This window comes from Limnohabitans sp. WS1 (genome assembly GCF_003063265.1).
Taxonomy (GTDB): Bacteria; Pseudomonadota; Gammaproteobacteria; order Burkholderiales; family Burkholderiaceae_C; genus Limnohabitans_A.
On sequence record NZ_NERU01000002.1, the window covers coordinates 90,095 to 116,172 of the forward strand.

Consider the following 26,078-nt stretch of genomic DNA (forward strand, 5'->3'; position numbering starts at 1 on the left):
ATCATGCCGGGTGGCTTGAGTCTGACCCAGTGCTGGCAGGCTGGAATCAAAGGCCTGCAGCGGCCTTCAGTGCAGCAGCACGGTCGGTGCGTTCCCAAGTGAAGTCGGGCTCGTCACGGCCAAAGTGGCCGTAAGCGGCGGTCTTGCTGTAGATGGGGCGCAGCAGGTCCAGCATCTGGATGATGCCTTTGGGGCGCAGGTCAAAGTGCTCAGCCACCAAGGCGGACAATTTGTCGTCTGAAATCACACCCGTTCCGGCGGTGTTGACGGTGATGTTCATGGGACGTGCCACGCCAATCGCGTAGGCCACCTGCACCTGGCACTGGGTGGCCAGACCTGCGGCCACAATGTTCTTGGCCACATAGCGGGCGGCGTAAGCGGCAGAGCGGTCTACCTTGGACGGGTCTTTGCCAGAGAAGGCACCACCGCCGTGGGGGCAGGCACCGCCGTAGGTGTCCACAATGATCTTGCGGCCAGTTAAACCGCAATCGCCCTGGGGGCCGCCAATGACGAAACGGCCGGTGGGGTTGATCAGGTACTTGGTGTCTTGCAGCCACTCTTTGGGCAGCACGGGTTTGATGATCTCTTCGATGATGGCTTCGGTGAAGCTTGCTTTCATCTTGGTCGATGTTTCCGACTGGTCGGGGCTGTGCTGGGTGGACAGCACCACGGTGTCGATGCTGTGGGGCTTGCCGTCCACGTAACGCATGGTCACCTGGCTCTTGGCGTCGGGGCGCAAGAAAGGCAGGCGGCCGTCTTTGCGCAGCTGGGCCTGGCGCTCGACCAAACGGTGGGCGTAATAAATGGGGGCGGGCATCAGCTCGGGTGTTTCGCTGCAGGCGTAGCCGAACATCAGGCCTTGGTCGCCCGCGCCGATGTTGAGGTGGTCGTCAGACGCATGGTCCACGCCTTGGGCGATGTCGTTGGATTGCTTGTCGTAGCAAACCATGACCGCGCAACCCTTGTAGTCGATGCCGTAGTCGGTGTTGTCGTAGCCGATGCGCTTGATGGTGTCGCGGGCCACCTGGATGTAGTCGACGTGCGCGTTGGTGGTGATCTCACCGGCCAAGACCACCAGACCGGTGTTGGTCAGGGTTTCGGCGGCCACGCGGCTGCGGGGGTCTTGTTCAAAGATGGCGTCAAGGATTGCGTCAGAGATCTGATCTGCAACTTTGTCGGGATGGCCTTCCGAGACGGATTCGGAGGTGAAGAGGAAGTCGTTGGACATAAAAAAGGCTCCTGTTTTCAAAGGTTTGTCGGCGTTGCCGACCCTGAAAACCCGGAGCCTGGCGAACGCTTTAGCAGAATTTATGAATCGCCCTGCAAGTAGTTCAGTTAACTCGGCGATTTTTTGATTGTATCAATTTGCTGGGAGTCTGTGTTGAAGAACGCACTGTCAATGAAGCAGAGGCCGCCTCTCACTCAAGGCTGATCGTCTGTACGCTTCTGTGCCGGCCTTCCAAATCGAAGCCCTCTCGTTCTGCTGCTTCAGCGCCAACGTGGTTGGCATGTTGTCTGCGTGCATCAAAAATCATGTCCAATACAGCCCATGGACATTCCCACCCCTATTGAAAACCGCCTGGTCGACTTGGAAATCAAGGCAGGCTTTACCGAAGACCTGCTGGACCAGCTCAATGCGCAGGTGTACCGCCAGCAGCAGCAAATTGATGCGCTCATTCAGGAACTGCGCCAGATGCGCGATCGCCTGCCCGAGTCGGGCGGTGGCGCTGAAGTGCGCAATTTGCGTGACGAGATTCCGCCGCATTACTGATGAAATTCCACAGCATTCAGGACATTCGGGACCATTTGCGTGCCTTGGGCGCCAACGCCTTGCACGAGCAGCGTGTGCTGCGTTTGTGGGCGCAAGCCAAACCGCAAAACACTGGGCGCAGGCCGCTGGAGAGCTTCATGCCCAAGGCGGTGCGTGAGGCACTGCCTGCCTTGAGTGAGGCCCTCGCAGCCTTGGTCACCTTGCGCGAACAGCACCCGGCTCAAGACGGCTCGGCCCGCTTGCTGGTGGGTCTGCAAGACGGCCAGACGGTGGAAAGCGTCTTGCTGCCGCGCGATGGCCTGTGTGTTTCCAGCCAGGTCGGTTGCGCGGTGGGCTGTGTGTTTTGCATGACCGGCCGTGAAGGCCTGATTCGCCAGGTGGGCAGTGCCGAGATCGTGGCGCAGGTCGCTTTGGCCCGCACGCTCAGGCCCGTCAAAAAAGTGGTGTTCATGGGCATGGGCGAGCCTTCGCACAACCTGGAAGCGGTGATGGACGCCATCGACCTGCTGGGCACGGTGGGCAACATCGGGCACAAGAATCTGGTGTTTTCCACCGTGGGCGATGCGCGGGTGTTCGAACGTTTGCCGCAGGGCCGCGTCAAGCCTGCCTTGGCTTTGTCGCTGCACACCACGCGTGCCGATCTGCGGGCTCAGCTGCTGCCGCGAGCCCCGCGTTTTGACCCACAAGACCTGGTTGAGGCGGGCGAGGTGTACGCCCGCGCCACGGGTTATCCAATCCAGTACCAATGGACCTTGATGGAAGGCGTCAACGACAGCGATGAAGAAATCGACGGCATCGTGCGTTTGCTGAAAGGCAAATACGCGCTGATGAACATGATTCCCTACAACGCGGTGCCCGATCTGCCTTATGCCCGGCCGAGTTGGGATAAGGCCGCTGGCATCGCCCGCACCTTGCATCAGCGCGGTGTGCTGACCAAACTGCGCCAATCCGCCGGGCAGGATGTGGACGGCGGCTGCGGCCAGTTGCGTGCCCGTGATGTGCAGCGCGTGCAGCCCGTGAAAATGTTCATGTCAGGCTCGAAGCCCCAGGCCACACACATCTCCCCGTAGGTCGGAGCTTCAGCGCCGACATTGTTGGTTTCTGTGAAAGCTCCTGTCGGGGCTGAAGCCGCCGACCTACAACACGCCCCGGGTCTTCGCGCCGACAAATTACCGCATTCCCCGCAGGTCGGTATTCGCAGAGTCCGACATTGTTGGTTTCTGCGAAAGCTCTTGTCGGGGCTGAAGCCGCCGACCTACAAAACGCCCCGGGTCTTCGCGCCGACAAAATGCCGAATTCCCCGTCGGTACTCGCAGAGTCCGACGTTGTTGGTTTTGCGAAGGTCACATGTCGGGGCTGAAGCCGCCGACCTACAAATGCATGGCTGCCCGCTCAACGTCCAGGCAGTTTGACCAGCCCGCTGGACAGCGATGTGCCCAGCAAAATCACCGCGCCGCACAGCAGCATCCAGGCGGTGACGGTTTCGCCCAGAAACAGGACGCCGTAAGCGATGGCAAAGACGGGCACCAAAAACGTGACCGTCAAAGCGCGTGCTGGCCCCGCCACTTCGATGAGTCTGAAATACAGGATGTAGGCCACGCCGGTGCACAGCACGCCCACGGTGATCAAGGACCACCAGACCGAGGTGCTGGGCCATTGGTCGGGATGAAACCACAGCGCTGGCAACACCAAAGCCAAGGTGGCCCCGATCTGGCTGCCGGTGGCGGTGACCAGCGGGGGCAGGCTGGGGATGTGCTTTTTGGTGAAGCTGGCCGACAGCGCATAGCAGGTGGTGGCCGCCAGACAAGCGAGCACCGCCCATGCGGGCGCTATGCCCGAGGCGTTGGGCTTGAAGCTGGCCTGCCCACCGGCCAGCAGCACCACGCCGCCAAAACCGATGGCCAGACCCACGGTGCGCGACAAACTGGGCTTGTCCCCCAGCCAGAGCCAGGCCACCACTGCGCCAAACAAAGGCACGGTGGCGTTCAAGATGGATGAAAAACCCGTGGTGATGTGCATGACCGCAAAGGAATACAGGGCAAACGGAATACCGCTGTTGAGTGCGCCCACAAACAGAACGGGTTTCCAATGACGCCGCAGCTCAGCCCAGTGCCCTTTGGCCAGCATGATGGGCAGCAAAAAAGCAGCGGCAATGGCCACCCGAATGGCGGCGGTAGGCAAGGCCCCCAATTCGACGGCCGCCATGCGCATGAACAAAAAGGACGAGCCCCAGATGGCCGACAGAATCAGAAAGTCGGCCAGCCAGCCTTTGGCGTGAGAAGAAGTCATTCAGGAAAGAGGGAATCAGAGGAGGGCAGGGCGATGGGGTGGCCTTCCAGTTTGAGCAGCGCCTGTTTGCGCCACAGCCCGCCTGCATAGCCCGTGAGTTGGCCACCGCCGCCCAGGATGCGGTGACAGGGCACGATGATACTCACCGGGTTGCGCCCCACGGCCGCGCCCACCGCCCGAACAGCCTTGGGGTTGTTCAGTTGCCGGGCCAGGTCGCCATAACTTTGGCTGTGGCCAGACGGGATGGCCAGCAAAGCCTGCCAAACCGATTGCTGGAATGCGGTGCCTGCCGACAGGTCCAGCGGCAGATCAAAGCGGTTCAAATCGCCCGTGAAATAGGCCTGCAATTGCGCGCTGGCGTCTTGCAGCAGCGGGTGTGCGGTGACGCTTGTCCAGCCGCGCAGGCGTTCATCGCTGGGGCCATGCCGCTGGCCTTCAAACCAAACGCCGCACAGGCCCAGGTCTGAAGCGGCCAAGATCATCGGCCCCAAGGGGCTGTTCCATTGTTGGGTCAACAGGGGTGTCATGGTGCGGGGGCGTTGTGGTTGTGGGGCTCGGGGTGATCGGAGGGCTCGGATTGAGGGGACAAGCTCTGCCAGGCCGCGATCAGGGCATAGCTGCGGCAGGGCCGCCAGGCCTGGCCCAAGGCTTTCAGGGCTTGGGTTGGGCGAGGGTGCTGACGCACGCCCAAGGCGGTTTGCAAGGCCACATCCTGCACTGGCCAGGCGTCTGCCCAGTGCAGGGCGCGCATGGCGATGTAGTGGGCCGTCCAGGGGCCGATGCCGGGCAAGGCCATGAGCGCCTGCAAGGTGGGCTCCAGCTGGGCGCGGCGGCTGAGGTCCAGGCTGCCCGATTCGACCGCCTGCGCCAGGGCCTGTATGGCTCTTTGACGTTGCCGCACCAAGCCCAGGCTGCCCATGAGTGCGCCATTTTCTTCGCGCGCCAGAGTGGCCGGGCTGGGAAAGGTGCGGTTTAGCTCGGGCCAGGGGGTGTTGCAGGGCTCGCCCAGGGTGTTGACCAGCCTCTGGCCCAACGTGCGGGCGGCTTTGACGCTGATTTGTTGACCCAAAATGGCCCGCACGGCCAGCTCAAAACCATCCAGGCAGCCGGGCAGACGTTGGCCCAGGGCTTGCGGAAAATCACGCCCAATGACCTGTGCGATGCGGGCGGGCTCGGCGTCCAGGTCCAGCCAGTCCCGCACCTGTGCCACCACCTGGGGCAACACGGGGTCCAATGAGGCGCTGACCCGCAGGTGCACCACGGCTTGCGTGCGGTCCCAGCGCAGCTCCAGCCAGCCAGAGATGGCTTGGCTTGCGTGAGGCCAGCGCACCGTCCTGCGCAACACGGCGTGCGGGCCTTGGCCCTCCCAGCTTTCCATGCCGCTCAAGCTGCGGTCTTGCAGAAACTGCCACAGCGTGGCGATTTGACAAGGCGGACGGTAGGGCAAAACCAGGGCGGTGCCGGGCTGGGGGGCCTTGCGCAGCGGCGCGCTTGCGGTTCGAAGTTGCCCCGGGCTGAGTTGGTAGTGCTGGGCAAATGCGGCGTAAAGGTTCCTGGCCGAGCCAAAACCACTGGCACGCGCCACATGGGCCACCGACAGGGGGCTGTCTTGCAGCCACTGTTTGGCGTGCAGCAGCCTTTGGGTTTGCAGGTATTGCAGGGGCGAGACCTGCCAATGGTGCAAAAACAGACGCCTCAGGTGCCGGTCGCTCACGCCCAGCTGCGCCGCCAATGCCGCCATGCTGGGCGGCTTGGTGCCTTGCTGAATGGCCGATTGCAGCTGTTGGGCCGCGCTTTCGGCCAGCACCGCCTGGGCATCGGTGGTGGACCAAAAGCGACGTGCGGGGGCCAGTTCCGGGCGGCAGCGCAGGCAGGGTCTGAAGCCTTGCGCCTCGGCTTGAACGGCTGTTTCAAAAAAGCGGCAGTTGGCTTGGCGGGGCAGTTTCACCCGGCAAACAGGGCGGCAATAAATGCCGGTGGAGGTCACGCCGGTGAAAAACAGCCCATCCCACGCTGCATCCTTGTCGGCCATGGCCTGGTAACAGCGCTGCGCGTCCAGGCCTTCGCTCGATCCGGCTGTCGAGGTGGGTGGGGCAAATGGAAGGTGATGCATCGGCAGCCATGTTATCGGCAAACCTGTGCGCAGAACCATGGGTTTTGTGCTGTTTTCGGACCCGTGATGGTGTCTCTGTTTTGCAACCCTTGCCGCCTACAATGCTCATTCAATTCATAAACCAAGCCTCATGGCTTTTGATTGCTTCATCCCATGCAAGTGACCCCCTCCATCTTCAAAGCCTATGACATCCGCGGCGTGGTGCCGTCCACGCTGAACGAGCAAGTGGCCGAGGGCCTGGGCAAGGCCTTTGGCACCCAGGCGCTGGCCGAGGGCCAGACCCAGGTGGCCGTGGGCCGCGATGGCCGCTTGAGCGGGCCTGGCTTGTCGGCTGCGCTGATTCGCGGCTTGGTGGCCGCAGGCATTCAGGTCATCGACATCGGCATGGCCACCACGCCCATGCTCTACTTTGCGGCCAACACCGCCTGCCAAAGCGGCATCCAGGTCACCGGCAGCCACAACCCCAAGGACTACAACGGCTTCAAGATGGTCTTGGCCGGCCGTGCCATTTACGGCGACGAAATCCAGGCCCTGCGCCAGATGATGGAAACCGAAACCTGGCAGCTCAAGGCCGGTGGCAGCGTGTCGCACTTGGATGTGTTGGCCGACTACACCCAGCGCATCGTGGGTGACATTCGCTTGGCCCGCCCCATGAAGATCGTCGTGGACTCGGGCAATGGCATTGCCGGGGCGTCTGCGCCCGGCATTTTTCGCGCCTTGGGCTGCGAGGTGATCGAGCTGTTCAGCGAGGTTGATGGCGAATTTCCCAACCACCACCCCGACCCCAGCAAGCCCGAAAACCTGCAAGACCTGATGAATGCCCTGAAAACCACCGGGGCCGAGTTGGGCCTGGCGTTTGACGGTGACGGCGACCGTCTGGGCATCGTCACAAAGGACGGCAACAACATTTACCCCGACCGCCAGATGCAACTGTTTGCCCAGGACGTGCTCAGCCGCGTGCCCGGCGGCACCATCTTGTTTGACGTGAAGTGCTCGCAGCGCCTGGCCCCGGCCATCGAGGCCGCTGGTGGCAAGCCCCTGATGTACAAAACCGGCCACTCCTTGATCAAGGCCAAGATGAAGGCGATTGAGTCCGAAGGCGGCCAGGCCCCGCTGGGCGGCGAGATGAGCGGGCACATCTTCTTCAAGGAGCGCTGGTACGGTTTTGACGACGGCACCTACGCCGGTTGCCGCCTGCTGGAGATCGTCAGCCAGAGCCCCGATGCCAACGCCGTGCTCAACGCCTTGCCCACCAGCTTCAGCACGCCCGAGCTGAATGTGAAATGCGCCGAAGGCGAGCCGCACAGCGTGACCCGCGCCCTGCAGGCCAAGGCGGCCAGCGCCTTCAGTGCGCCCGCCAAGGTTTCCGACATTGACGGCCTGCGCGTGGATTGGCCCGATGGCTTTGGCCTGATCCGTGCCTCCAACACCACCCCCGTGCTGGTGCTGCGCTTTGAAGGCCAGACCGAGGCGGCGCTGCACCGCATCGAAGGCGAAATGCTGGCCCTGCTGCGTTCGGTCAAACCCGATGCGCAGATCGAAGCCTCTGCGCACTGAGCATGGACTTGCCAACGCTCGATCAGGTCACGGTGGTGGTGGTCACCCACCACAGTGCCCACTGCTTGGCCGGTTTGAATGCCTTGCTCGCACATTGTCCGCACATCATCGTTTCAGACAATGCCAGCAACGATGGCACACCCGCACAAGCCCAAGCCTTGTGGCCCCAAGCCCAGGTCTTGGCCCACCCCCATAACTTGGGCTTTGGTGCCGCCAACAACCGCGCTTTGAGTCGTGTCACAACACCTTTGGCCTTTTTGCTCAACCCCGATTGCGAAATCACCCCAGAAGGTTTGCTGGCCTTGATGGCGGCAGCCGAGGCGATGCCCGATGCGGCTTTGCTGGCCCCGCAGTTGGTCACTGCCAAAGGGCAAGCCGAAGTCAATTACCGCTGGCCCCACACTTTATGGACGTCCCAAGGGCCTGCGGCCGAAGGGCCTTGTTGTGTGGGCTTTGTGTGCGGTGCGGCCATGTTGTTTCGCATGGACCGTTTTGAACCTGTGGGCTTTTTTGACGAGCGGTTTTTTCTTTACTACGAAGACGATGATGTGTGCCTTCGTCTTTTTAATGCCCGACGTCCCATGGTGCTGTTGCCGGACATCCAGGCGGTGCACCGCTCGCGGGGCTCGGTCAAGGGACGCTCGCCCTTAAAAAGTGAGTACGTGCGCGGTTTTCACCACGCCCAGTCGAAGCTCATTTTTGAGCAAAAACATGGTTCCCGGGCACGCGCCTTGAGTCAGCGGCGCAGCTTACTTGTGTCCACATCCCTGGCGCTGCCTTTGCGTGTGGTGTTGTTTTCACCCAAACGCATCGCGCGCATGGCCGGGCGATGGATGGGCCTGGTGAGGTGGCAAGCCGATGATGCGATTTAATCCCGGAACCCTGACCCGGGGTGAGCGGCTCCAAAATGGCCTGGTCTGGCTGTTCTTGTCTTGGATCTTGGTGGTGCCGGGAGGGCCTTTGTTGTTGGCCTTGCTCTTGACCACATTGGGGTTGCTGGGCGTCTCGCAATTGCCGCAAAGTCTGGCTTCGCTTTGGGCTTGGCCACAGTTGCGCTCAGTGGCTTGGGGATTTGCAGCGTTTGTGGTGGCGGGTGTTTTTGTCGGAGTTTGGTATGGCTATGGGCCGGGCTATTACGAGGCCTACATTCCCTTTCTGATGGCCCCTTTGATGCTGCACGGGGTGTTGACGGCACGATTGCAAGCGGGCGTGCTGTGGTTGGGCGCGGCCAGCGCAGCAGGGCTGGCAGGCGTCTTGGCCAGCTACCAAAGTTTGGTGCTCGATGTGGGGCGTGCCAAAGGGGCCATGAACCACCCCATCATTTTTGGCGACTTGTCAGTCGTGCTGGCGTCGATTGCCTTGTTTGGTGTGCTCTATTCGCAGCAGGCCAAATCCTCGTTCTACCTCAGGGCGTATTTGCTGCTCGGCGCACTCATGGGCGTTTGGGCTTCCTTGCTGAGCGGGACCAAAGGCGGCTGGTTGTCGATTGTGATGGTCATGTTTGTTTTTGCCTGGCGTTTGACCGCCGAGAAAGCGTTGATGTGGCGGGCTTTGGGGCTTTTGTGCATCGTGGCGCTCATCCTCAAAGGGGTCCTGCTGGCACCTGAGGCCTTGGTTTGGGGCCGTTTGGAAGGGGTCTGGGGCAGTGCCAAGCATTGGTTTGACACCGGTGAAGTCACCGATTGGTCCGTCAGCATTCGCCTGGAGTTGTGGTCTTACGCATGGGAGTTGTTCAGCCAAAAGCCGCTGTTGGGCTGGTCTGGGGGCGAGGCGCTTGCCAAACTGGCCGAACACTTGAAGCCTTTTAATGTTCCTGTAGGCATTGCGCCGGTCTTTGAGAACGATTTGCTACACTTTGCCGCTGTGGCGGGCTCGGTGGGCGTTTTATCTGTGTTGGGTTTGTACGTGGGTGTGTTTTTCGGGTTTTGGCAATTCAAAAAGCAAGTTCAAGAGGCCCAGACCTCGGCTTTTGTTTTGTTGGGCATGTTGCTCGTGGTCATGCTTTTTGAGTTTGGCCTGACGGTCAATGCTTTGGGACGCAATGCCTTTCGATACTCTTTTTGCACCCTGTCTGTGATGCTTCTGAGCCTTGTGATCATGTCGGAGAGGAAACACAAGGGAGAGTGATGGAGCTCATTTTTTTATGCCCGGCCATTCGAAAGGCTGTAGGCGGGGTCAAGGTCATTTACAGGCAAGCAGAGTTGATTCACACATTGGGCCAATCGCGCGGTTTTTCGGCCGCCGTGATGCACCCCAATACTTTTTTTTTCAAGGTCGGCTGGTTTGATTCCACTGTGCCTTTGAAACGCGCGTTTTTCAAATGGCGCTGGATGGGCAAACCCTCCATGTCCAACATCGCTGGCGCATTCAATCCCGACAAACACACGGTGGTCATTCCCGAGCTTTGGGCCTGAAAATACGGTGCCCAATTGGCCTCGATGGGCGTGCCCTATGCCATCTACGTGCAAAACGGTTACTACATCACCAAGGGTCGTCCGTCTGACCTGGACAAGGCCTACCAGGGGGCGCGTTGCATTTTGACCATCTCGGACGATGCCACCCGGTGTGTGGCCCTGGCGTTTCCCGGGGTCGAGTCGAGGATTTTGCGGGTTCATTACGCCGTGGACGCGCAGCGCTTCAAACCCGATCAAGCCAAAGAAAACATCATCACCTACATGCCTCGCAAGTTGGCCGACCATTCCTCCAAGGTGCTGTTTTTTCTGCGCCATCATTTGCCCGCGCATTGGTCCATCGTGCCCATTGACGGCATGACCGAAGTTCAGGTCGCTGCTTTGCTGGAGCGGTCCAAAATTTTCATGGCCTTCAGCCATTTTGAAGGCTGTCCTTTGCCCCCGCTGGAAGCGGCTTTGAGCGGCAACCAAGTCATTGGCTACACCGGGCAAGGTGCCAAGGAATACTGGCGGCCGGAAATCTTTGATGAAGTCGCCTCGGGCGATGTGGCCGGGTTTGCCCAGCGGGTTCTTGCTAAAGTACAGGCCATCGATCAAGCCCAAGGGTTTGACGTTTGTTTGCCCACCATTCGGGCATTGGCCAAGACTTATTCCCCTGAACAGGAGCGCACGGACATGCTTGAATTTTTAAATTGGATGGGTTTGAACGGGCATGGTTTGAAGGCATGAGCACTCCCAGCCTGCACGTCGCTATTTTTTCGTACAACCGAGGGGCCTACCTCAAGAACTGCGTTGACTCCTTGCAACGCAACATGCCCGGGATCGGCTGGACGGTCTATGACGACGGGAGCGATGAGCCCGAAACCGTGGCTTATTTGCAGACTTTAGGCGGGGCCGTTCGGCCCATGAAGGCAGCGGGCGATGACCGTCATGGCGGCTATTACAACAACATGCAAGCCGCTTTGGATGCGGCGCAGGCCGATTACCTGCTGATGTTGCAAGACGATTTGCAGGTGGTCCGGCCATTTGCGCCTGAAGACCTGTTCAGGATAGACCAGGTCTTCGAACAAAGCCCGACAACGGTCTTCATCAGCCCCTTGTTCATGAAGGGCAGCAAAAGGGCCTATTTTCAGCAACGTTACCAACCCGACGCTCAACTGCGTTGCTATCGCTGGTCAGCCGATCCGCTAGAAACGGGCAAAGTGCCTCAGAAGTACGCCGATATCGCCGTCTTGCATGTTGCTCGTTTGCGTCAAAGTGGCTGGCGCTTTGCAGGATCCGAAGAGGCCAATGGCGCATTGGCCGACAGCCTGTTTGGCGACATGGTTCAGGCGGCCGAGCCTTGGGTTTTTTATGTCCCCGAGGAGCCCGCTTACCGTGGGCGCGTGCTCACCTACGGGGCCAAACTGGCGGTCAGAATGTCGGGCAACCAGGTCAAGTCTTTTCAGGACATGGGTGTGCAGGCCTGCGCGGCATTTGCACAAAGGGATTTGAGTGTGTACCCCTTTGCCGAAGATTTTGTGGACACGGTTGATCCAAGGGTGCGCAAGCCCTACAAATTCAATGCTTACCGCACCCGATGGCTGCCCTTGATTCTGAACAAGCTGGAGTTGTTGGGGCGGCGTCTTTGGCGTCGCTGATTCAGAACTGCTGAATGTCGATGCCGACAAATTGACGTCGGGCTCGCCAAAAACACCCCAGATACCGAGCGGCCAGGCGCAGTTGTCCGCGCAATCTGCGCCATTTCAATTGCAAGTCGTGCAGGCCGCCCCGGGTGGGTGGGCTGGGCACTTTCTCTCGGGCAATCAGGGAATGGGGTGCGATGGGGCAAGACACACCATAGGCCACGGCCATGTCCGCCTGGATGGCAAAAGCGGGAACCGTTTGCCATGATTTGAGCGGGTAAGTGCTGGAGATGAATGCGTCGGCCAAGCCCATGCCATGCTGGGCAAATTTGGCCAGCAGGATGCGTGCGCCAGAGGGCCAAAGCACGTAGGCGGCGGCTCCCGTGCGGTCCTGCAGCAGGGGGTGCAAACGGGCATTCAGACCCGCCATGGCCTTGCTGCGCCGACCCAGCAGTTTTTGGCGTTGCCGGGTTTCGAGTGATACATGGTCCAGCCCATTGAGCATTTCCAAGTGTTTCAGCAAGTCGGGCGTGTTGTGCGCCAAGATGGCATCGTCTTCCAGCACCAGAGCCGGTTCGTGGCTGTCTGCAATCTGTTGCCAAACTTGGTGGTGGCTCATGAAGCAGGCCACTTCGGTGATTTTGATCGGACGTTCCCAAGAAAAAGCATGGGCCTGAAAAAACGCATCGGGAATATCGGCCGGAGTTTGCGCATCGATGAACTGAGCCTCCAAGCCCAAGCGCAGGGCTTGTTGCGTCTGAAACGTCCGGCGTTCCAGCGCTGAGGGCAAATTCAAAATGTAGGTTTTCATCCAGGGTGTCTTCCAGTCGTGGGCCAAATATACCTGCATGGCTTGCCGCTTGGGAATGCAACACCTTGGCCCGATGGCGCTCCCTATAATTTGCCGATACCCACTCAGCCTCGGAACCCGTGCTCCATTCCAATCCCGACGTCATTGTCTTCAACATCAAGCAGCGCTACACGGGTGTGTCCGCCACCATCAACGCTTTGGTGCCTTTGCAACTGCAGCAATGGCGCTTGGGCTATTGCGGCAACACCCTGTCCAATGGTGTGGTGGGCATGAGTGCTGGACAGGCCATTGCCTTGTCGCGCCAGCCGCCACCGGGGCGCGCATTCCGCATCTGGCATGTGCGCCGTGACCCTGAAATGATGCTGGGCATTTTTGCCCGCGATGTGTTGCGCTTGCCGATCAAGCTGGTCTTCACCTCGGCTGCGCAGCATTTGCATGGGCGGTTTCCTCGCTGGCTGATTTCCAAAATGGACGCGGTCATCTCGACAACGCCGCTGGCGGCCTCTTTTGTGCCCAACACCACGGCCGTGGTGCCGCATGGCATTGACCTGTCGCGTTTTGCGCCGTCGCCCGACAAGCTGAAAGCCTGGGCTGATTCAGGATTGCCCGGGCAGTACGGCATCGGGGTGTTTGGCCGTGTCCGACCCGACAAAGGCAGCGATGTGTTTGTGGATGCCATGATCGAGGCACTGCCGCATCTGCCGGGTGCCACTGCGGTGATTGCCGGTCTGGCACAGCCTCAGCACCAAGCCTACCAACAAGCCCTGATCGACAAAATTGCCCAAGCGGGCCTGTCCGAGCGCATTGTGTTTCTGGGCGAAGTGCCCGCTGGCGAGGTGCATCGGTGGTACCAACGTTGCCTGCTGTGTGTGGCTTGCCCGCGTTACGAACCCTTTGGCCTCACTCCCTTCGAGGCGGCAGCCACGGGCTGTGCGCTGGTGTGTTCACGCACCGGGGCGTTTGACCAACTGGTGTTGCCCGGCTTCACGGGCGAGCTGGTCGATACTGGCGATGCGCCTGGTCTGGCCCAAGCGGTGCAACAAGTGTTGGCCGATTTGCCCACTGCCGTGCAGATGGGCCATGCCGCACGCGATCGGGTGTCGCAGGTGTTCTCGTTGGCCAAAGAGGCCGAGGGCATTGGCCGGGTCTACCAGCAGTTGTTTGACCAGGCGGCTCGGACTTGACGGGCAAAGGCTTGTCTTGGGCAGAAGGCCTGGCGCTGTGGGCCTACGGTGTCATCATGCGCGCCTTGCAGCCCTTGCTGCGCCGCAAACTCCACCGCCGGGGTCAACAAGAGCCCGGTTATCTGGCGCACATGCCCGAGCGCTTTGGTTTTTACGACGGCAGCCCACCGGAGCCCGGCCGCGTCTGGGTGCATGCCGTCTCCTTGGGGGAGACAAGGGCTGCGGCCATCCTGATCGAGGCCTTGCGCGATGTGTGGCCCGACATGCGTTTGCTGCTGACCCACAGCACGGCCACGGGCAGGGCCCAGGGGCAGTCTTTGTTGCGCCCCGGAGATGCGCAGGCCTGGTTGCCCTGGGACACCCCTGAGGCCACCCGGCAATTTTTGCAGCACCACCGGCCGCGCCTGGGCATTTTGATGGAGACCGAGGTCTGGCCCATGTTGGTGCAAGCCTGCGTGCAGGCGCAGCTGCCCTTGGTGCTGGCCAATGCCCGCTTGAACGACAAGTCGTTGCGCTCGGGCTTGCGCTGGTCGCTGCTGTCCGGCCCGGCTTACCGGGGTTTGCATGCGGTGTGGGCACAAAGCCCGGAAGACGGGGCCCGCCTTGGGCAACTGGGTGCCAAGGTGCAGGGGGTGTTGGGCAACCTCAAATTTGATGTGCAGCCTCAGCCTGAGGCACTCGCATCGGCCCAGCATTTGCGTCGACAGTGGCAGCACGACGGCAAAGCCCGGCCGGTAGTCATGTTGGCCAGCACCCGCGAAGGTGAGGAGGCCCTGTGGCTGCAGGCCTTGACGGCCAAAGCGGATCGGCTGGCCGCGTTCCAGGCCGCGGGCGTGGTCTGGTTGCTGGTGCCCAGGCACCCGCAGCGTTTTGACGAAGTCCACGATTTGTTGGTTGCGCAGGGTCTGAGCGTGGTTCGTCGCTCGAACTGGGACTTGGGTCAGCCGTTACCTGTTCACGCTGACAATGTGCCCGTTTGGCTGGGCGACAGCGTGGGTGAGATGCCTGTTTATTTTCAGAGCGCCGACATGGCCTTGTTGGGTGGCAGTTTCATGCCCTTGGGCGGACAAAATCTGATCGAGGCCGCCGCCTTTGGCTGCCCGGTGATCATGGGGCCACACACCTTCAACTTTGCCGAAGCCGCCCAAAATGCCGAGCAAGCGGGGGCGGCAGTGCGGGTCAACGACATGGACGGGGCGCTGGACCAGGTCATGGAATGGCTGCGTCAACCTCAAGACCTGGCGAAGGCCCGCCAAAAGGGGCTGGACTTGGTGGCCCAAAGCCGGGGTGCCGCCCAGCGCTACGCTCAGGCCATCACACGGGGGGCCTGAGACCATCCCAAGCCACAAGGAAAAAGAGCCGCCAAGCCCAGAGTGACACAGCGGCCTGAAACCCCAGGCGCTGGGCTCAAGCCCCGCCCAAAGGCCTGATGTCGCTTATTTCTGCAGCAGCGTAGACAGGTTTTGCAGATCGTCGGCCTTGAGGGTCCCGCTGGCCTGCAGGAGGCGCAACTGGCCCAGCATGACATCGTGACGTGCTTTGGCCAGGTCACGCTTGGTCTGAAACAGCTGGCTTTGGCTGTTGAGCACATCGATGTTGATGCGCACACCCACCTGATAACCCAGTTTGTTGGCGTCCAAGGCACTTTGGCTGGAGGCTTCGGCCGCTTGCAAGGCCTTGACCTGGCTCAGGCCTGATTGCAGACCCAAAAAGGCGATGCGGGTGGCTTGGGCCACGCTGCGTTGGGCTGCCTCAAGGTCGCTTTTGGCTTTGTCTTCCAAAGCCACGGTTTCTTGAATGCGGTTTTGACTGGCCTGCCCGGTGTAAAGCGGGTAGTTGAAGGCCAGGCCAATGGTGGCGGCGTTGGTGTTGAACTGGGCAGTGGGGCTGCCATTGCGGTAGCGCGTCATGCCGTAGCTGCCGGTCAGATCGAGCGTGGGGCGCAGGGCGGCTTGGGCTTTGGTGATTTCAAGCTGGGCCACTTCCAAGGCGATGCGGGCTTGGGTCAAGTTGCCATTGTTTTGCGCCGATTGCGCCACCCACGACTCGATGCTGCCACTTTGCAGACGGTCCATGTTGACTGCGCCTGCCAAAGGGGCGGGGTTGACCTCGCGTTTTCCCACGGTGTCATCCAAGGCCAGCTTTTTGATGCGCAAATCGTTGTCAGCGGCAATCTCTTGAGCTGTGACCAGATCAAAACGGGCTTGAGCCTCGCGCGTGTCGGTGATGGTGGCGGTGCCAACTTCGAAGTTGCGTTTGGCAGCGGCCAATTGTTCAGCCACGGCAGTCTTTTGGGCTTTGACAAAGTTCAGGCTTTCTTGTGCCGTCAGCACGTCAAAGTAAGCCTGGCTCAGCCGCACGATGAGTTCTTGCTCGGCCACTTTCAACTGGGCCTGCGCCAAGTCCACTTGCTTCATGCCCTGTTCGTAGCTGGCCTGGTTGGCCGGGCGGTACAAAGGTTGGCTGGCGCTGAGTGTGAGTGCACGGGTGCCGAAAGCGCGACTGCCCGAGGCGTTCGATTGGTTGTCCAGATCGGTTTCTGACAAGCTGCCACCCAAACCTGCGGTGGGGCGCAGCAAGGCCTTGGCCTGCTCAGCCTTGGCCAGCGTGGCCTCGAATTGCGAACGAGCCGACTTGAAGGTGGCATCGTGGCTTTTGGCCGATTCGTACAGTTGAGCCAAGTTTTGGGCTTGGGCCGTGCCTGCAAAGGCGGCCATCAGGGCCAAGGTCAGGGGCAGGGTGCGCAGTTTCATGGCGGATCTTTTTGAAAAATGTCAGGCCAGCATCGGGCCAAAAGCTCACTCAATAAACTGGAATACTGGGGTCCACTTGGGCCGACCAGGCGTGAATGCCACCGGCCACGTTCACAACTTGGAAACCGTGTTGCAGCAAAAAGTTGGCCACCTGCATGCTGCGACCGCCGTGGTGGCACAGGCAGGCAATTGGGCGGGTTTTGTCGAGTTCGCTCAGTCGCGCCGGGATGGTTTGCATGGGCATGTGCACCAGATCCAAGGCTTCAGGCTGGGTGCTGGCGGTTTGCAGTTCCCAGCCTTCCCGCACGTCAAGCAATATGGGGCGTTGGGTTTGTTGGCTGGCCCATTCGGCCACTTGGGAGGGGTAAAGCTGTTCCATAAGGGTCTCAGAAGTGGAAGCTGGAGGGTTCGGCAAAACCTGACAGGCGCGGGGCATTGCAGTCCCAAGGCTCGGTGGTGGTCCAGCTGTTTTGCCCGGTGCGGGTGATCAAGGTGGCCCGCATCATGGGCTCTTGGCCCACGATGGCCACCAGGCGGCCACCCACGGTGAGTTGTTGCAGCAAGGTGGCGGGCACTTCGGCCACCGAGCCATTGAGCACGATGGCGTCAAAGGGGCCGTCAGCAGCAGCGCCTTGGCTGCCATCGGCGCAGCGCACGGTGACGTTGCTCACGCCGGCTTGTTGCAGCTTGGCTTGGGCCTGGCTGGCCAGAGCGGGATCGATTTCCAGGCTCAACACACTGGCTGCTTGGTGGGCCAGCAAGGCCGCCATGAAACCCGAGCCGGTGCCCACGTCGAGCACTTTGTCGGTGTTCAGCACGGCCAGGTCTTGCAGCAAGCGGGCTTGCACGCGTGGGGCCAACATGACTTGGTTGGGCGCAGCGCCCAGCGGGATTTCCATGTCCACAAAGGCCAGCGCCTTGTGCGCCAAGGGTACAAAGTCTTCACGGCGCACGGTGGACAGCAGGGCCAGCACTTGCGGGTCCAGCACTTCCCAAGGGCGGATTTGCTGCTCGATCATGTTGAAGCGGGCCTGGTTCATGTCCATCTCGTTTACTCCTGCGGGGGGTCTAAGTCAAATAAGCAATGATTTTAAGGGGCGCTCGTGTCCTGGCCCTGACGGCTCGGGCTCAGGCCGGCTTTGCGGCGCAGCCACTGCGCCAGATCGTCCATGTAGCAGTACACCACCGGCACCACCACCAGCGTCAACAGCGAGGAGGTGATGACCCCGCCAATGACCGCCTGGCCCATGGGCGCGCGTTGCTCGGCGCCTTCGCTCAAGGCAAAGGCCAGCGGCACCATGCCAAAAATCATGGCCAAGGTGGTCATCAAGATGGGGCGCAGCCGCACTTTGGCCGCCAGCAGCAGGGCTTCAGCGCGTTCCAGTCCGTCCTCACGGGCACGGATGGCAAAGTCCACCAGCAAGATGGCGTTTTTGGTGACCAGGCCCATGAGCATGATCACGCCAATGATGGAGAACATCGACAAAGTGGAGCGGAATGCCATCAGGGCCAGCACCACGCCGATCAGGGTCAGCGGCAGGGCGGTCATCAGGGCCAGGGGCTGCAAGAAGCTCTTGAACTGGCTGGCCAAAATCATGTAGATGAAGATCACCGCCATGGCCAGGGCCGACAGGGCATAACCAAAGGACTCGGCCATGTTTTTGGTCGAGCCGCCAAAGCTGTAGCGGTAACCGGGCGGCAGGCTCAGGCTGTCCATGGCTTTGCGGATGTCGGCCGAGACTTCCCCGGCGGAGCGTCCGAAGACGTTGGCGTTGATGGCCACCTCGCGCATCATGTCGCGTCGGTTGATTTGGTTGGAGCCGGTGGTTTCGCTCACCTTGGCCACCTGGCCCAGGCGCACGATGCGTGGGCTGCCATCAGCGGCCGGTGTCACCATGAAGGGCAAACGTTCAAGGTCTTGGGGGCTGTTGCGGGCCTCGAGTGCCAGACGCACATTCACGTCATAGGTCTGGTCGTCCGGTGCACGCCAGTTGCCCACGGTTTGCCCGGCCACCAGGGTGCGCAGGGGGCCGGCCAGTTGCGCCGTGCCCAGGCCCAGGTCTGAGGCCGCGTCGCGCAGCACTTCCACGCCAATCACGGGTTTGTTGGGCTTGACGCTGGAGTCCAGGTCCACCAAGCCGGGAATGTCCCGCACCTTGGCCAGGGCCAGCAGCGCCAGGCGCTCCAGCTCTTTTTGGTCCGGGCCTTGCAGCGAGAACTCCACTTGCTTGTTGCCGCCAATGGCGTCGAGCAAACCGGCGTGCGTGACCGCGATGCCGGGCACTTGTTTGAGGCGGTCGCGCAGGGCGGCGGACATCTGGTCGGCGTTGCGGCTGCGGTTTTTGCGGTCCACCAAACGGATGTACAGGTTGACGTTGTTCTTGCCCTGCGCGTTGGCGGTGTTGATCGTGCTGACGGTGTAGCGCACTTCCGGGAAGTCGCGCAGGATGGCTTCGACCTGCCGGGTTTTGGCCTCGGTGGCTTCGAGCGATGTGCCCACCGGGGTTTCGAACTTGAGCGAGGTCTCGGAAAAGTCGGCTTTGGGCACAAATTCGGTGCCCAGCAAGCGGGTCATGAACACACTGGCCACAAAAATCGCCAAGGCCAGAAACACGGTGGACTTTTTGTGCACCAGCGCCCAGCGCAAGATGCTCTGGTAGCCGTCGGCCAGGCGCTCGGTGCTACGGTCAAACCAGCCGGTCACGCGGCCAATGCTCTTGTCATACCAGTTGGCGGGGGCTTGGTTTTTGCCATGCGCTTCAATGGAAGGGTCGTGCCAGATGCTGGACAACATGGGGTCGAGCGTGAAGCTCACAAACATCGAGATCATCACGGCCGCCACGATGGTGATGCCGAACTCGTGGAAGAACTTGCCGATGATGCCTTCCATGAAGCCAATGGGCAAAAACACCGCCACGATGGACAAGGTGGTGGCCAGCACGGCCAGGCCAATTTCTTGTGTGCCCTCCAAAGAGGCCTTGTAGGCGCTTTTGCCCATCTGCACATGCCGCACGATGTTCTCGCGCACCACAATCGCGTCGTCGATCAAGAGGCCCACACACAGACTCAAAGCCATCAGCGTGATCATGTTGATCGTGAAGCCGAACATCTGCATGAACATGAAGGTGCCGATCAGCGAGATCGGCAGCGTCAGGCCTGTGATGACGGTGGAGCGCCAGGAGTTGAGGAACAAAAACACGATCAACACCGTGAGGATGGCCCCCTCGATCAGGGTCTGGCGCACGTTGTTCACCGACACCCGAATAGGGCGTGAGTTGTCGGTGATGGGCTCAAGCCGCAGGCCCGGTGGCAGTTGGGCTTGCAACTCGGCCACGGCCTTGACCAGGCCATCCACCACTTGAATGGTGTTTTCGTCTTGCGACTTTTGCACCGACATCAAAAGCGTGCGCTGACCGTTGTACAGCGCCAGGTTCTCCAGCTCTTGCGCGCCGTCTTGCACCGTGGCCACTTGCGACAGGCGAATCGGGGTGCCGTTTTTGCGCGCCACGATGATGCGGCCAAAGTCTTCGGGCCGCGCCATCCGCGAGCTGATTTGGACCATGCGTTCTTGCTGCAGCGAGCGGATCCCGCCCACGGGCAAGTCTTGGTTTTCGTTGCGCACGGCGGCCACCACCTGCTCGGCCGTGACGCCCAGCGCCTCCATGTGTGCCGGTTGCAAATACAGGTTGATCTCGCGTTTGCTGCCACCCACCAAGGTGACCGAGCCCACACCGCGCACGTTTTCCAGGCGCTTTTTAAGCACTTGCTCTGACCAGTTGGTCAATTCCACGGCATTGAGTTTGTCACCTTCGGGGATGACGGCCAGCGACCACACGGCGCGGCTGGAGGGGTCAAAGCGCAGCACCCGGGGCTCTTTGACTTCGGTTCGCAGCAGGGGGCGCAGCGAGGCGACTTTTTCGCGCACATCTTCGGCGGCTTTGCGGCCGTCGATCTGCAGCTGAAACTCCATGATCACGACCGACTGGTTTTCAAAGCTGCGCGAGGTCAGGGTGCTGATGCCCGCGATCGAGTTGACGCCTTCTTCGATCTTTTTGGAGACCTCGCTCTCCACAATCTCGGGTGATGCCCCGGGGTATTCGGTGCTGATGACCACCACCGGAAAGTCGATGTTGGGGAACTGGTCAACTTTGAGGCGCTGGAAGGAAAAAATGCCCAGCACCACCAAGGCCAACATGACCATGGTGGCAAACACCGGGTTTTGCAAACTGACACGGGTGAACCACATGCTGAAAACCCTTTTATTTGGCTGCGCTGGCCGGCAAGGCCGGAGCGGCTGCAGAGGTCTGCGCTGACTTGGCGGGTGCGGTGAATTGGACTTGAACCCCTTCGCGCACCGCTCCCAAACTGCCCGCAAGCACTTGGGCCCCTTCGGACACGCCGGTCACCGCCACCAGGCTTTGGCGGTCACCCTCGCTGCGCACGCCCGGCTGCACCGTGATGTGGCGCACTTGGCCTTCTTGCACCACCTGCACATAAGGCTGGGGTTTGTCGGTGCGCACGCTGCTCACGGGCACGGCCAGCACTTGCATGGTTTGTGTGCCCAAATTGCCTTGGGCAAACAGGCCTTGGCGCAAGCCCTCGCGTCCGTTGATGCCCAGGTACACCACGATGCTGCGGCTGCCCATCTGGGCGCTGGGGTTGATGCGCAAAACTTTGGCTGACACCGGTTCGGCCACGCCCTCGACCTGCAGCTGCGCCGTCATGCCCACGCGCACGCGGCTGGCGTCTTCGGCCGTCAGGGCCGCTTCCAGCTCGAGTTGCGACAGGTTGATCACCTCGACCAGCCGGGCCTCAATGGCCACGCGCTCGCCAGGTTGGGCCAGGCGCTGCGCCACCACGCCCGTCAAGGGCGAGCGCAACGTGGCATCGGCCAGCGACTTGTTGGCCAGGTCCAGCGCTGCCAGCGCTGCTGCGTGTGTGGCCTTGGCCCCGTTCAGGCTGGCTTGCGAGGTGAGCAGGGCGGTTTGCGAGATGAAGCCCTGGTTCACCAGCGCCTGGTTGTTGTCAAACTGGCGCTGGGCAATGTCCACCTGGGCTTTGGCCGCATCGGCTTGCTGTTGCGCCTGGCGTACGCGGGCCTGGTATTCGCTGGGGTCGATGCGGGCGATGACTTGCCCGGCTTGCACGCGGTCGCCTTCCCGCACGCTGAGTTCTTGCAATTCACCGGCCACACGGGCCTTGACCACGGCGCTTTGGGTGGCTTTGAGGGGACCTGAAACCGCAATGCCCAAGCTCAGGTTTTGGGTCTGGGCTGTGAACACGTCGGTGCGGGCCAGCTCAATGCTGGAGATGGCCGTGGCGACTGTGGTGGCTGTGGGGACGGGGGCTGCCTTGCGCTGGCTGTTCCAGCGAGCGCCAATCACCACGAGAGCGGCCACAGCCACAGCCGACAGAATCCAGAGGGTTGATTTTTTCATGAGAATAGGGGGCAAAAATCGGGGGTGATCGCTCAACCGAGGGCCAAGCCACGCATCAACAATTGGGCGTGTTGCGAAATGAAGGCTTCCGGGTCGATCTGTTCATGGTTGGGGCAGCACGGCCCCATGGAGTGCTTCCACATGACCAAAAACAGCAGGGGGGCCATGACCGAATGCAAGGCCAGCTCGACATTCACGGGGCGAAACTCGCCTTGGCTGATGCCTTTTTGCAAGGCATTGCGCACCAAAGCGTGGCCAGGCTCGATGACTTCGGTGCGGTAAAACTGTGCGAGTTCGGGAAAGTTACTGGCCTCGCTCATCACCAGTTTGGAGATGCCCGAGGCCTTGGTGTCGCCATAGCGGTGCCACCATTGCAGCATCATCCATTCCAGCAACTGGCCGCATGTGCCCTGAAAATGGGCCACTTCGGCGGCACCTTGGGCGACGGGCTCCACAACGCTGGCCCGCACCACGGCTTTGAACAGGTCTTCTTTGCTGGGAAAGTACAAAAACAAGGTGCCCTTGGACACGCCCGCCCGAGCAGCCACCTCTTCGACGCGGGTAGCGGCATAGCCTTTTTCCACGAACAAGTCCAAAGCCGCTTCGAGCAGTTCGCCCGGGCGGTCTTGTTTGCGGCGTTCGCGTTTGTGGGGGGCGTGGGCTTCTGTGACGTTCACCAAAAATCAATTAATGACTAAGAGGTTAGTAATATAGGGGCAGAGGGTGGTGACGTCAAGGCCGAGTTATGAAAGCAAGGTGGTGAGGCAACAGTGCGCAAGTTCCGTTATGAGTACAAAGTGATGGGTGCTTAGTTGGTTATATGTTTTTTTATCAGCACGATTGCATGGAGGTTACATATGAATTTATGAGTTTATGGTGATGAAAATCATCAAATACAAGTTCGTCTTAATCCAATGATGAATTTGGACATCGGGTTTGTCTGAATCGAGAACAGGTGAGTTACAGGAAATAGTTAAACACCTGCAATCGATTTCAAACCATGACTTCCAACAACCTGTTTCGACCTGAAGTGATGCAAGCCCGGCAAACCGCCTGGCTGGGTGGCATTCGTGTCGGACACAAACCCAAGTTCAGCGCAGTGGCCGGTGTGGCTTTGCTGCTGGCCGGTTGCTTGGTCACGTTTGCAGTGTGGGGCCAAGTGGCCCGCAAGTCGCGCATTCCGGGTGTCCACATGCCACTGCAGGGCACCGTGCAGCTCAGTGCCAATGCGCCCGGGGTGCTGACTGAGCAATGGGTGCAAGACGGCGAACAAGTCACCGCCGGTCAAGCCCTGTTTGTGCTGGGCACCGACCGCCCCACGGCAGAAGGATCGGCCGCTGTCTTGCTGGCCGCCCACTTGGCCCAGCGCCGCAGCACGCTGGAGGCCGAACGCTCCGCCCGCGTGCAGCAAACCCGCCAAAGAGACAGCACGCTGCAAGACCGCATCCGAGCGCTGGACCATGAAATCACCCAAGCCCAGCAAGAAGCTGTTTTGGCAAGCAGCCGGGTCGCGTTGGCCAAAAAGACGCTGGGCCGTTACCAGCAAATGGCCAAAGAGGGTTTTGTGTCAGACATCCAAGCGCAAAACAAGCAAGAGGAACTGATCGACCTGCAAGCCCGGGTCGAAAACACCCAACGCAATGCCGCCACCTTGCAGCGAGAACAACAAAGCCTGCAAGCCGAGCGGCAAGCCAACCAACGCCAACTGAACATCGACCTGAGCCAGCTGGACCGGGCTTTGGCCGCCTTGGCGCAAGAACACACGGAAAACCAGTCGCGTCAAACCATTGTCATCACGGCCCCCCAATCGGGCGTGGTCTCCAGCATCCACCTGCCCAAGGGGGTGTCCGTCCAAGCGGGCCAAAGCGTGGCCACCTTGCTGCCCGCCGATGCCAACACCCCTGTCAAGACAGAACTGCAAGCCACCTTGTATGCCCCCAGCCGCACCGCTGGGTTCATCCAGCCCGGGCAAACCGTGTGGATGCGCTACGGTGCCTACCCGTATCAAAAGTTTGGCCTAGCCCAAGGACGAGTGCACCACCCTGGACATTGGCAATGAACAAGCAGTCAATGCCGTCCTGGCCCAGATGCCGCTCACGCGCATCGTGATCGCCCATCGGCCAGAGACGATTGCCCATGCGCAGAGGCGGGTTGAGATGACGGCGGAGGGCCTCGCACAGGTGAGCAACGCAGACGTATCAAAAACTATTTTTAAGGAGAAAACATGTTTCAAAGAATGAGTTACCAACGCATTGCACTGGCAGCGACACTCTGGTGGTCATGTCAAGCCACCAGCATTGCGCAGCCGGCGGCGTTCACGCCCAACGCCACCGTCCTGAAAGACCGCATTTCGTATGTGGTCCAAGCCGATGGCCGCTATACAAAAGAAGTGGTGGAAGAAATCCAGATCAACACGGACCAGGGCGTCAAGGAGCGCAGTCAACTGCGAATGCCTTTCAGCACCACATTGCAAGCGCTTGAAGTCCTGCAGGCTTACACCATTACCAAAGATGGCAAGCGCATCGATGTCAAACCGGAAGAGATTCGCGAACAGCAGAGTCCCGCCAGTGCGGGTGCGCCCATGTTCGACGATCACAAAGTCAAAGTGGTCATCTTCCCCGCCGTTGAAGTTGGTGCACGCTTGGGCGTTCACTCGCGCATGACACAGAAGACGCCGCTGTTCAAAGGCCATTTTTATGACCTGGAAGCAGCGTGGCCACAAGTGGAGTTCAAGTCATTTGAAATCACGGTCAAAGCACCAAAGTCCATGAAACTTCAGGTGGCGGCCAACAAGATGAATGGCGGAGAAGTGCCATCCGAAGACCCTGCGCAACAAGTTTGGAAATGGTCGCAGGAGAACGTGAAAGCCTCTCCCCCAGAAATGGCTGCCACCAGCCCGCATGAGCGCATTCCGCATGTGGCCATGACCAGCTTTGCCAGCTATGCAGATGCCGCCAAAGCCTACCTGGAGCGTGCTCAATCCAAATCGGCAGTGACCCCGAGCATTCAAAAACTCGCCGATGACATCACACAGGGCATGACTGACCGCCGTCAACAAGCCCAGGTGCTGTACCAGTGGGTGAACCACAACATTCGGTACGTGGCCATTTTTTTGGGCTTTGGCGGTGTAGTGCCGCACGAGGCACAAGCCATTGCCGATGCGCGTTACGGCGACTGCAAGGACAAAACCACCTTGCTGCAAGCCTTGCTGTCAGCCAAGGGCATCGCCAGCAGCACGGCACTGATCAATGCCACCGATGTCTACTGGCTACCTTCCATCGCCATGCCCACCACGGCATTCAACCATGCCATCACCTACATCCCTGAGTTCAACTTGTTCCTAGACGCCACGCCCGGCAAAGCCATGTTTGGCACCCTGTCGCCGCAATTGCTGGGCAAGCACGCCTTGGTCATCCAGAATGCCAAGGGCGAACCAGAGATGATGAAAGTGCCTCTCGGTGAGTCAGGCGCCAACGCGGTCCAGATTGACACTGTTTTGGAACTCAACAGCCAAGGGCAGATCACAGGCCGAAGCAAGATTCAATCGACAGGCTACCTGGATTTGTTGGCACGGCAAATCATGTCTTCCTTGCCGCCTGGTGTGGAGCCGCAACTGGTCAGCCAACTGCTGACCATGTCAGGGCAAAGTGGTTCAGGAAATCTGATCCACAAGAACGAGGAAGATACTTCAAAACCCTATAGCTACGAAGCCATTTTTGTGTTGCCCAACGCTGTGCAGCTGCCTGGCCCCGGCGCCATGGCTATCCCGCAAGGCATCAAGGGTTTTTCAAGCATTGCGAATACATTCGCGTTCATTGCGCCTGAGCTGCGGACTCAGCCTTTGATTTTTGGGAATGGAAAAATCATTGAGAACATGCTCCTGAAATTGCCTCAAGATATTTCGGTGAGTCGTTTGCCCGCCCCCGTCTCAATGGAAACACCTTTTGGCCGTTACATATCCATATACGAACTGAAGGGGCGTGAACTGAGGGTGCAACGTCAACTGGTGATAGAACTCTCCGACATCATCGTTCAGCCGAAGGACTACCCCCAGTTGCGCAGCATGGGCAATGCCGTGATGAGGGATTTGCGCAGCCAGGTGGTGTATTGACCGGATTGATGTTGC

23 protein-coding genes are annotated in these 26,078 nt (G+C 60.3%); 12 read left to right on the top strand and 11 right to left on the bottom strand.

The features are described from left to right. Nucleotides 1–46: 46 nt before the first annotated feature. Nucleotides 47–1,228, bottom strand: a complete 1,182-nt coding sequence (metK, locus tag B9Z48_RS04145) for a methionine adenosyltransferase (protein ID WP_108377250.1) — start codon at nt 1,226–1,228, stop codon at nt 47–49. Nucleotides 1,229–1,549: 321 nt separating this feature from the next. Here metK and B9Z48_RS04150 point away from each other — a divergent pair, with 321 nt between their 5' ends. Together B9Z48_RS04150 and B9Z48_RS04155 are read left to right on the top strand one after the other, a co-directional pair. Beyond that, nucleotides 1,550–1,771, top strand: a complete 222-nt coding sequence (locus tag B9Z48_RS04150) for a SlyX family protein (RefSeq protein WP_108286412.1) — start codon at nt 1,550–1,552, stop codon at nt 1,769–1,771. After that, entirely contained in the window at nt 1,771–2,841 is a 1,071-nt protein-coding gene (locus B9Z48_RS04155; RefSeq protein ID WP_108377251.1) for an RNA methyltransferase, read from the top strand. The genes B9Z48_RS04150 and B9Z48_RS04155 overlap by 1 nt, the downstream gene beginning before the upstream one ends. Before the next feature lie 322 nt (nt 2,842–3,163). Here the strand turns inward: B9Z48_RS04155 and B9Z48_RS04160 are convergent, their stop codons facing one another. Genes B9Z48_RS04160 through B9Z48_RS04170 form a run of 3 tightly spaced genes read right to left on the bottom strand, consistent with a single transcriptional unit; the run spans nt 3,164 to nt 6,173 of the window. Further along, nucleotides 3,164–4,060, bottom strand: coding sequence for a DMT family transporter (locus tag B9Z48_RS04160; protein WP_108377252.1), 897 nt, complete (start codon nt 4,058–4,060; stop codon nt 3,164–3,166). Further along, nucleotides 4,057–4,587 carry a methylated-DNA--[protein]-cysteine S-methyltransferase gene (locus tag B9Z48_RS04165; protein ID WP_108377253.1) on the bottom strand — a complete coding sequence of 177 codons (531 nt, stop codon included), beginning with the start codon at nt 4,585–4,587 and terminating at the stop codon, nt 4,057–4,059. The genes B9Z48_RS04160 and B9Z48_RS04165 overlap by 4 nt, the downstream gene beginning before the upstream one ends. Then, nucleotides 4,584–6,173 carry an Ada metal-binding domain-containing protein gene (locus B9Z48_RS04170; protein WP_199233448.1) on the bottom strand — a complete coding sequence of 530 codons (1,590 nt, stop codon included), beginning with the start codon at nt 6,171–6,173 and terminating at the stop codon, nt 4,584–4,586. Before B9Z48_RS04170 ends, B9Z48_RS04165 begins: the two co-directional genes overlap by 4 nt. A 153-nt stretch (nt 6,174–6,326) precedes the next feature. On the opposite strand from B9Z48_RS04170, the gene B9Z48_RS04175 reads away from it, so the two are divergent. Genes B9Z48_RS04175 through B9Z48_RS04200 form a run of 6 tightly spaced genes read left to right on the top strand, consistent with a single transcriptional unit; the run spans nt 6,327 to nt 11,781 of the window. Then, the gene (locus B9Z48_RS04175) at nt 6,327–7,730 is read left to right on the top strand and encodes a phosphomannomutase/phosphoglucomutase (RefSeq protein ID WP_108377255.1); all 1,404 of its coding nucleotides are present in this window, start codon (nt 6,327–6,329) and stop codon (nt 7,728–7,730) included. 2 nt (nt 7,731–7,732) lie between these two features. After that, entirely contained in the window at nt 7,733–8,602 is an 870-nt protein-coding gene (locus B9Z48_RS04180) for a glycosyltransferase family 2 protein (RefSeq protein ID WP_108377256.1), read from the top strand. After that, the gene (locus B9Z48_RS04185) at nt 8,589–9,857 is read left to right on the top strand and encodes an O-antigen ligase (RefSeq protein WP_108377257.1); all 1,269 of its coding nucleotides are present in this window, start codon (nt 8,589–8,591) and stop codon (nt 9,855–9,857) included. The genes B9Z48_RS04180 and B9Z48_RS04185 overlap by 14 nt, the downstream gene beginning before the upstream one ends. Next, nucleotides 9,857–10,144, top strand: coding sequence for a hypothetical protein (locus B9Z48_RS04190; protein WP_108377258.1), 288 nt, complete (start codon nt 9,857–9,859; stop codon nt 10,142–10,144). The genes B9Z48_RS04185 and B9Z48_RS04190 overlap by 1 nt, the downstream gene beginning before the upstream one ends. Before the next feature lie 24 nt (nt 10,145–10,168). Continuing rightward, the gene (locus B9Z48_RS04195) at nt 10,169–10,870 is read left to right on the top strand and encodes a hypothetical protein (protein WP_108377259.1); all 702 of its coding nucleotides are present in this window, start codon (nt 10,169–10,171) and stop codon (nt 10,868–10,870) included. Continuing rightward, nucleotides 10,867–11,781 carry a glycosyltransferase family A protein gene (locus B9Z48_RS04200; RefSeq protein ID WP_089954497.1) on the top strand — a complete coding sequence of 305 codons (915 nt, stop codon included), beginning with the start codon at nt 10,867–10,869 and terminating at the stop codon, nt 11,779–11,781. Before B9Z48_RS04195 ends, B9Z48_RS04200 begins: the two co-directional genes overlap by 4 nt. 1 nt (nt 11,782) lies before the next feature. On the opposite strand, the gene B9Z48_RS04205 is transcribed toward B9Z48_RS04200, so the two are convergent. Further along, nucleotides 11,783–12,577 carry a glycosyltransferase family 25 protein gene (locus B9Z48_RS04205; RefSeq protein WP_158273207.1) on the bottom strand — a complete coding sequence of 265 codons (795 nt, stop codon included), beginning with the start codon at nt 12,575–12,577 and terminating at the stop codon, nt 11,783–11,785. 119 nt (nt 12,578–12,696) lie between these two features. On the opposite strand from B9Z48_RS04205, the gene B9Z48_RS04210 reads away from it, so the two are divergent. Further along, nucleotides 12,697–13,761, top strand: coding sequence for a glycosyltransferase family 4 protein (locus B9Z48_RS04210; protein WP_108377261.1), 1,065 nt, complete (start codon nt 12,697–12,699; stop codon nt 13,759–13,761). Nucleotides 13,762–13,817: 56 nt separating this feature from the next. After that, the gene (locus tag B9Z48_RS04215; RefSeq protein WP_108377429.1) at nt 13,818–15,092 is read left to right on the top strand and encodes a 3-deoxy-D-manno-octulosonic acid transferase; all 1,275 of its coding nucleotides are present in this window, start codon (nt 13,818–13,820) and stop codon (nt 15,090–15,092) included. Nucleotides 15,093–15,197: 105 nt separating this feature from the next. Here B9Z48_RS04215 and B9Z48_RS04220 read toward each other — a convergent pair whose 3' ends face one another. From B9Z48_RS04220 to B9Z48_RS04245, 6 genes are read right to left on the bottom strand one after another with little or no spacing between them, the layout of a single operon-like run. Continuing rightward, complete coding sequence (locus B9Z48_RS04220) at nt 15,198–16,514, bottom strand: TolC family outer membrane protein (protein ID WP_108377262.1); 1,317 nt, start codon at nt 16,512–16,514, stop codon at nt 15,198–15,200. 49 nt (nt 16,515–16,563) lie between these two features. Beyond that, nucleotides 16,564–16,893: a rhodanese-like domain-containing protein gene (locus tag B9Z48_RS04225; RefSeq protein ID WP_089954483.1), complete on the bottom strand. Its 330-nt coding sequence runs from the start codon at nt 16,891–16,893 to the stop codon at nt 16,564–16,566. 7 nt (nt 16,894–16,900) lie between these two features. Further along, nucleotides 16,901–17,560: a protein-L-isoaspartate O-methyltransferase gene (locus B9Z48_RS04230; RefSeq protein ID WP_108377263.1), complete on the bottom strand. Its 660-nt coding sequence runs from the start codon at nt 17,558–17,560 to the stop codon at nt 16,901–16,903. A gap of 44 nt (nt 17,561–17,604) precedes the next feature. Continuing rightward, complete coding sequence (locus B9Z48_RS04235) at nt 17,605–20,760, bottom strand: efflux RND transporter permease subunit (RefSeq protein WP_108377264.1); 3,156 nt, start codon at nt 20,758–20,760, stop codon at nt 17,605–17,607. A 13-nt stretch (nt 20,761–20,773) separates the two neighbouring features. Further along, entirely contained in the window at nt 20,774–21,952 is a 1,179-nt protein-coding gene (locus B9Z48_RS04240; protein ID WP_108377265.1) for an efflux RND transporter periplasmic adaptor subunit, read from the bottom strand. 32 nt (nt 21,953–21,984) lie between these two features. Next, nucleotides 21,985–22,629 (bottom strand): TetR/AcrR family transcriptional regulator, encoded by a 645-nt coding sequence (locus tag B9Z48_RS04245; RefSeq protein WP_199233449.1) that lies wholly within the window; start codon nt 22,627–22,629, stop codon nt 21,985–21,987. 323 nt (nt 22,630–22,952) lie between these two features. Here B9Z48_RS04245 and B9Z48_RS04250 point away from each other — a divergent pair, with 323 nt between their 5' ends. After that, nucleotides 22,953–24,011 carry an HlyD family secretion protein gene (locus tag B9Z48_RS04250; protein WP_108377267.1) on the top strand — a complete coding sequence of 353 codons (1,059 nt, stop codon included), beginning with the start codon at nt 22,953–22,955 and terminating at the stop codon, nt 24,009–24,011. A 165-nt stretch (nt 24,012–24,176) separates the two neighbouring features. Next, nucleotides 24,177–26,063 (top strand): DUF3857 domain-containing protein, encoded by a 1,887-nt coding sequence (locus B9Z48_RS04255; protein ID WP_108377268.1) that lies wholly within the window; start codon nt 24,177–24,179, stop codon nt 26,061–26,063. Nucleotides 26,064–26,078 lie beyond the last annotated feature (15 nt).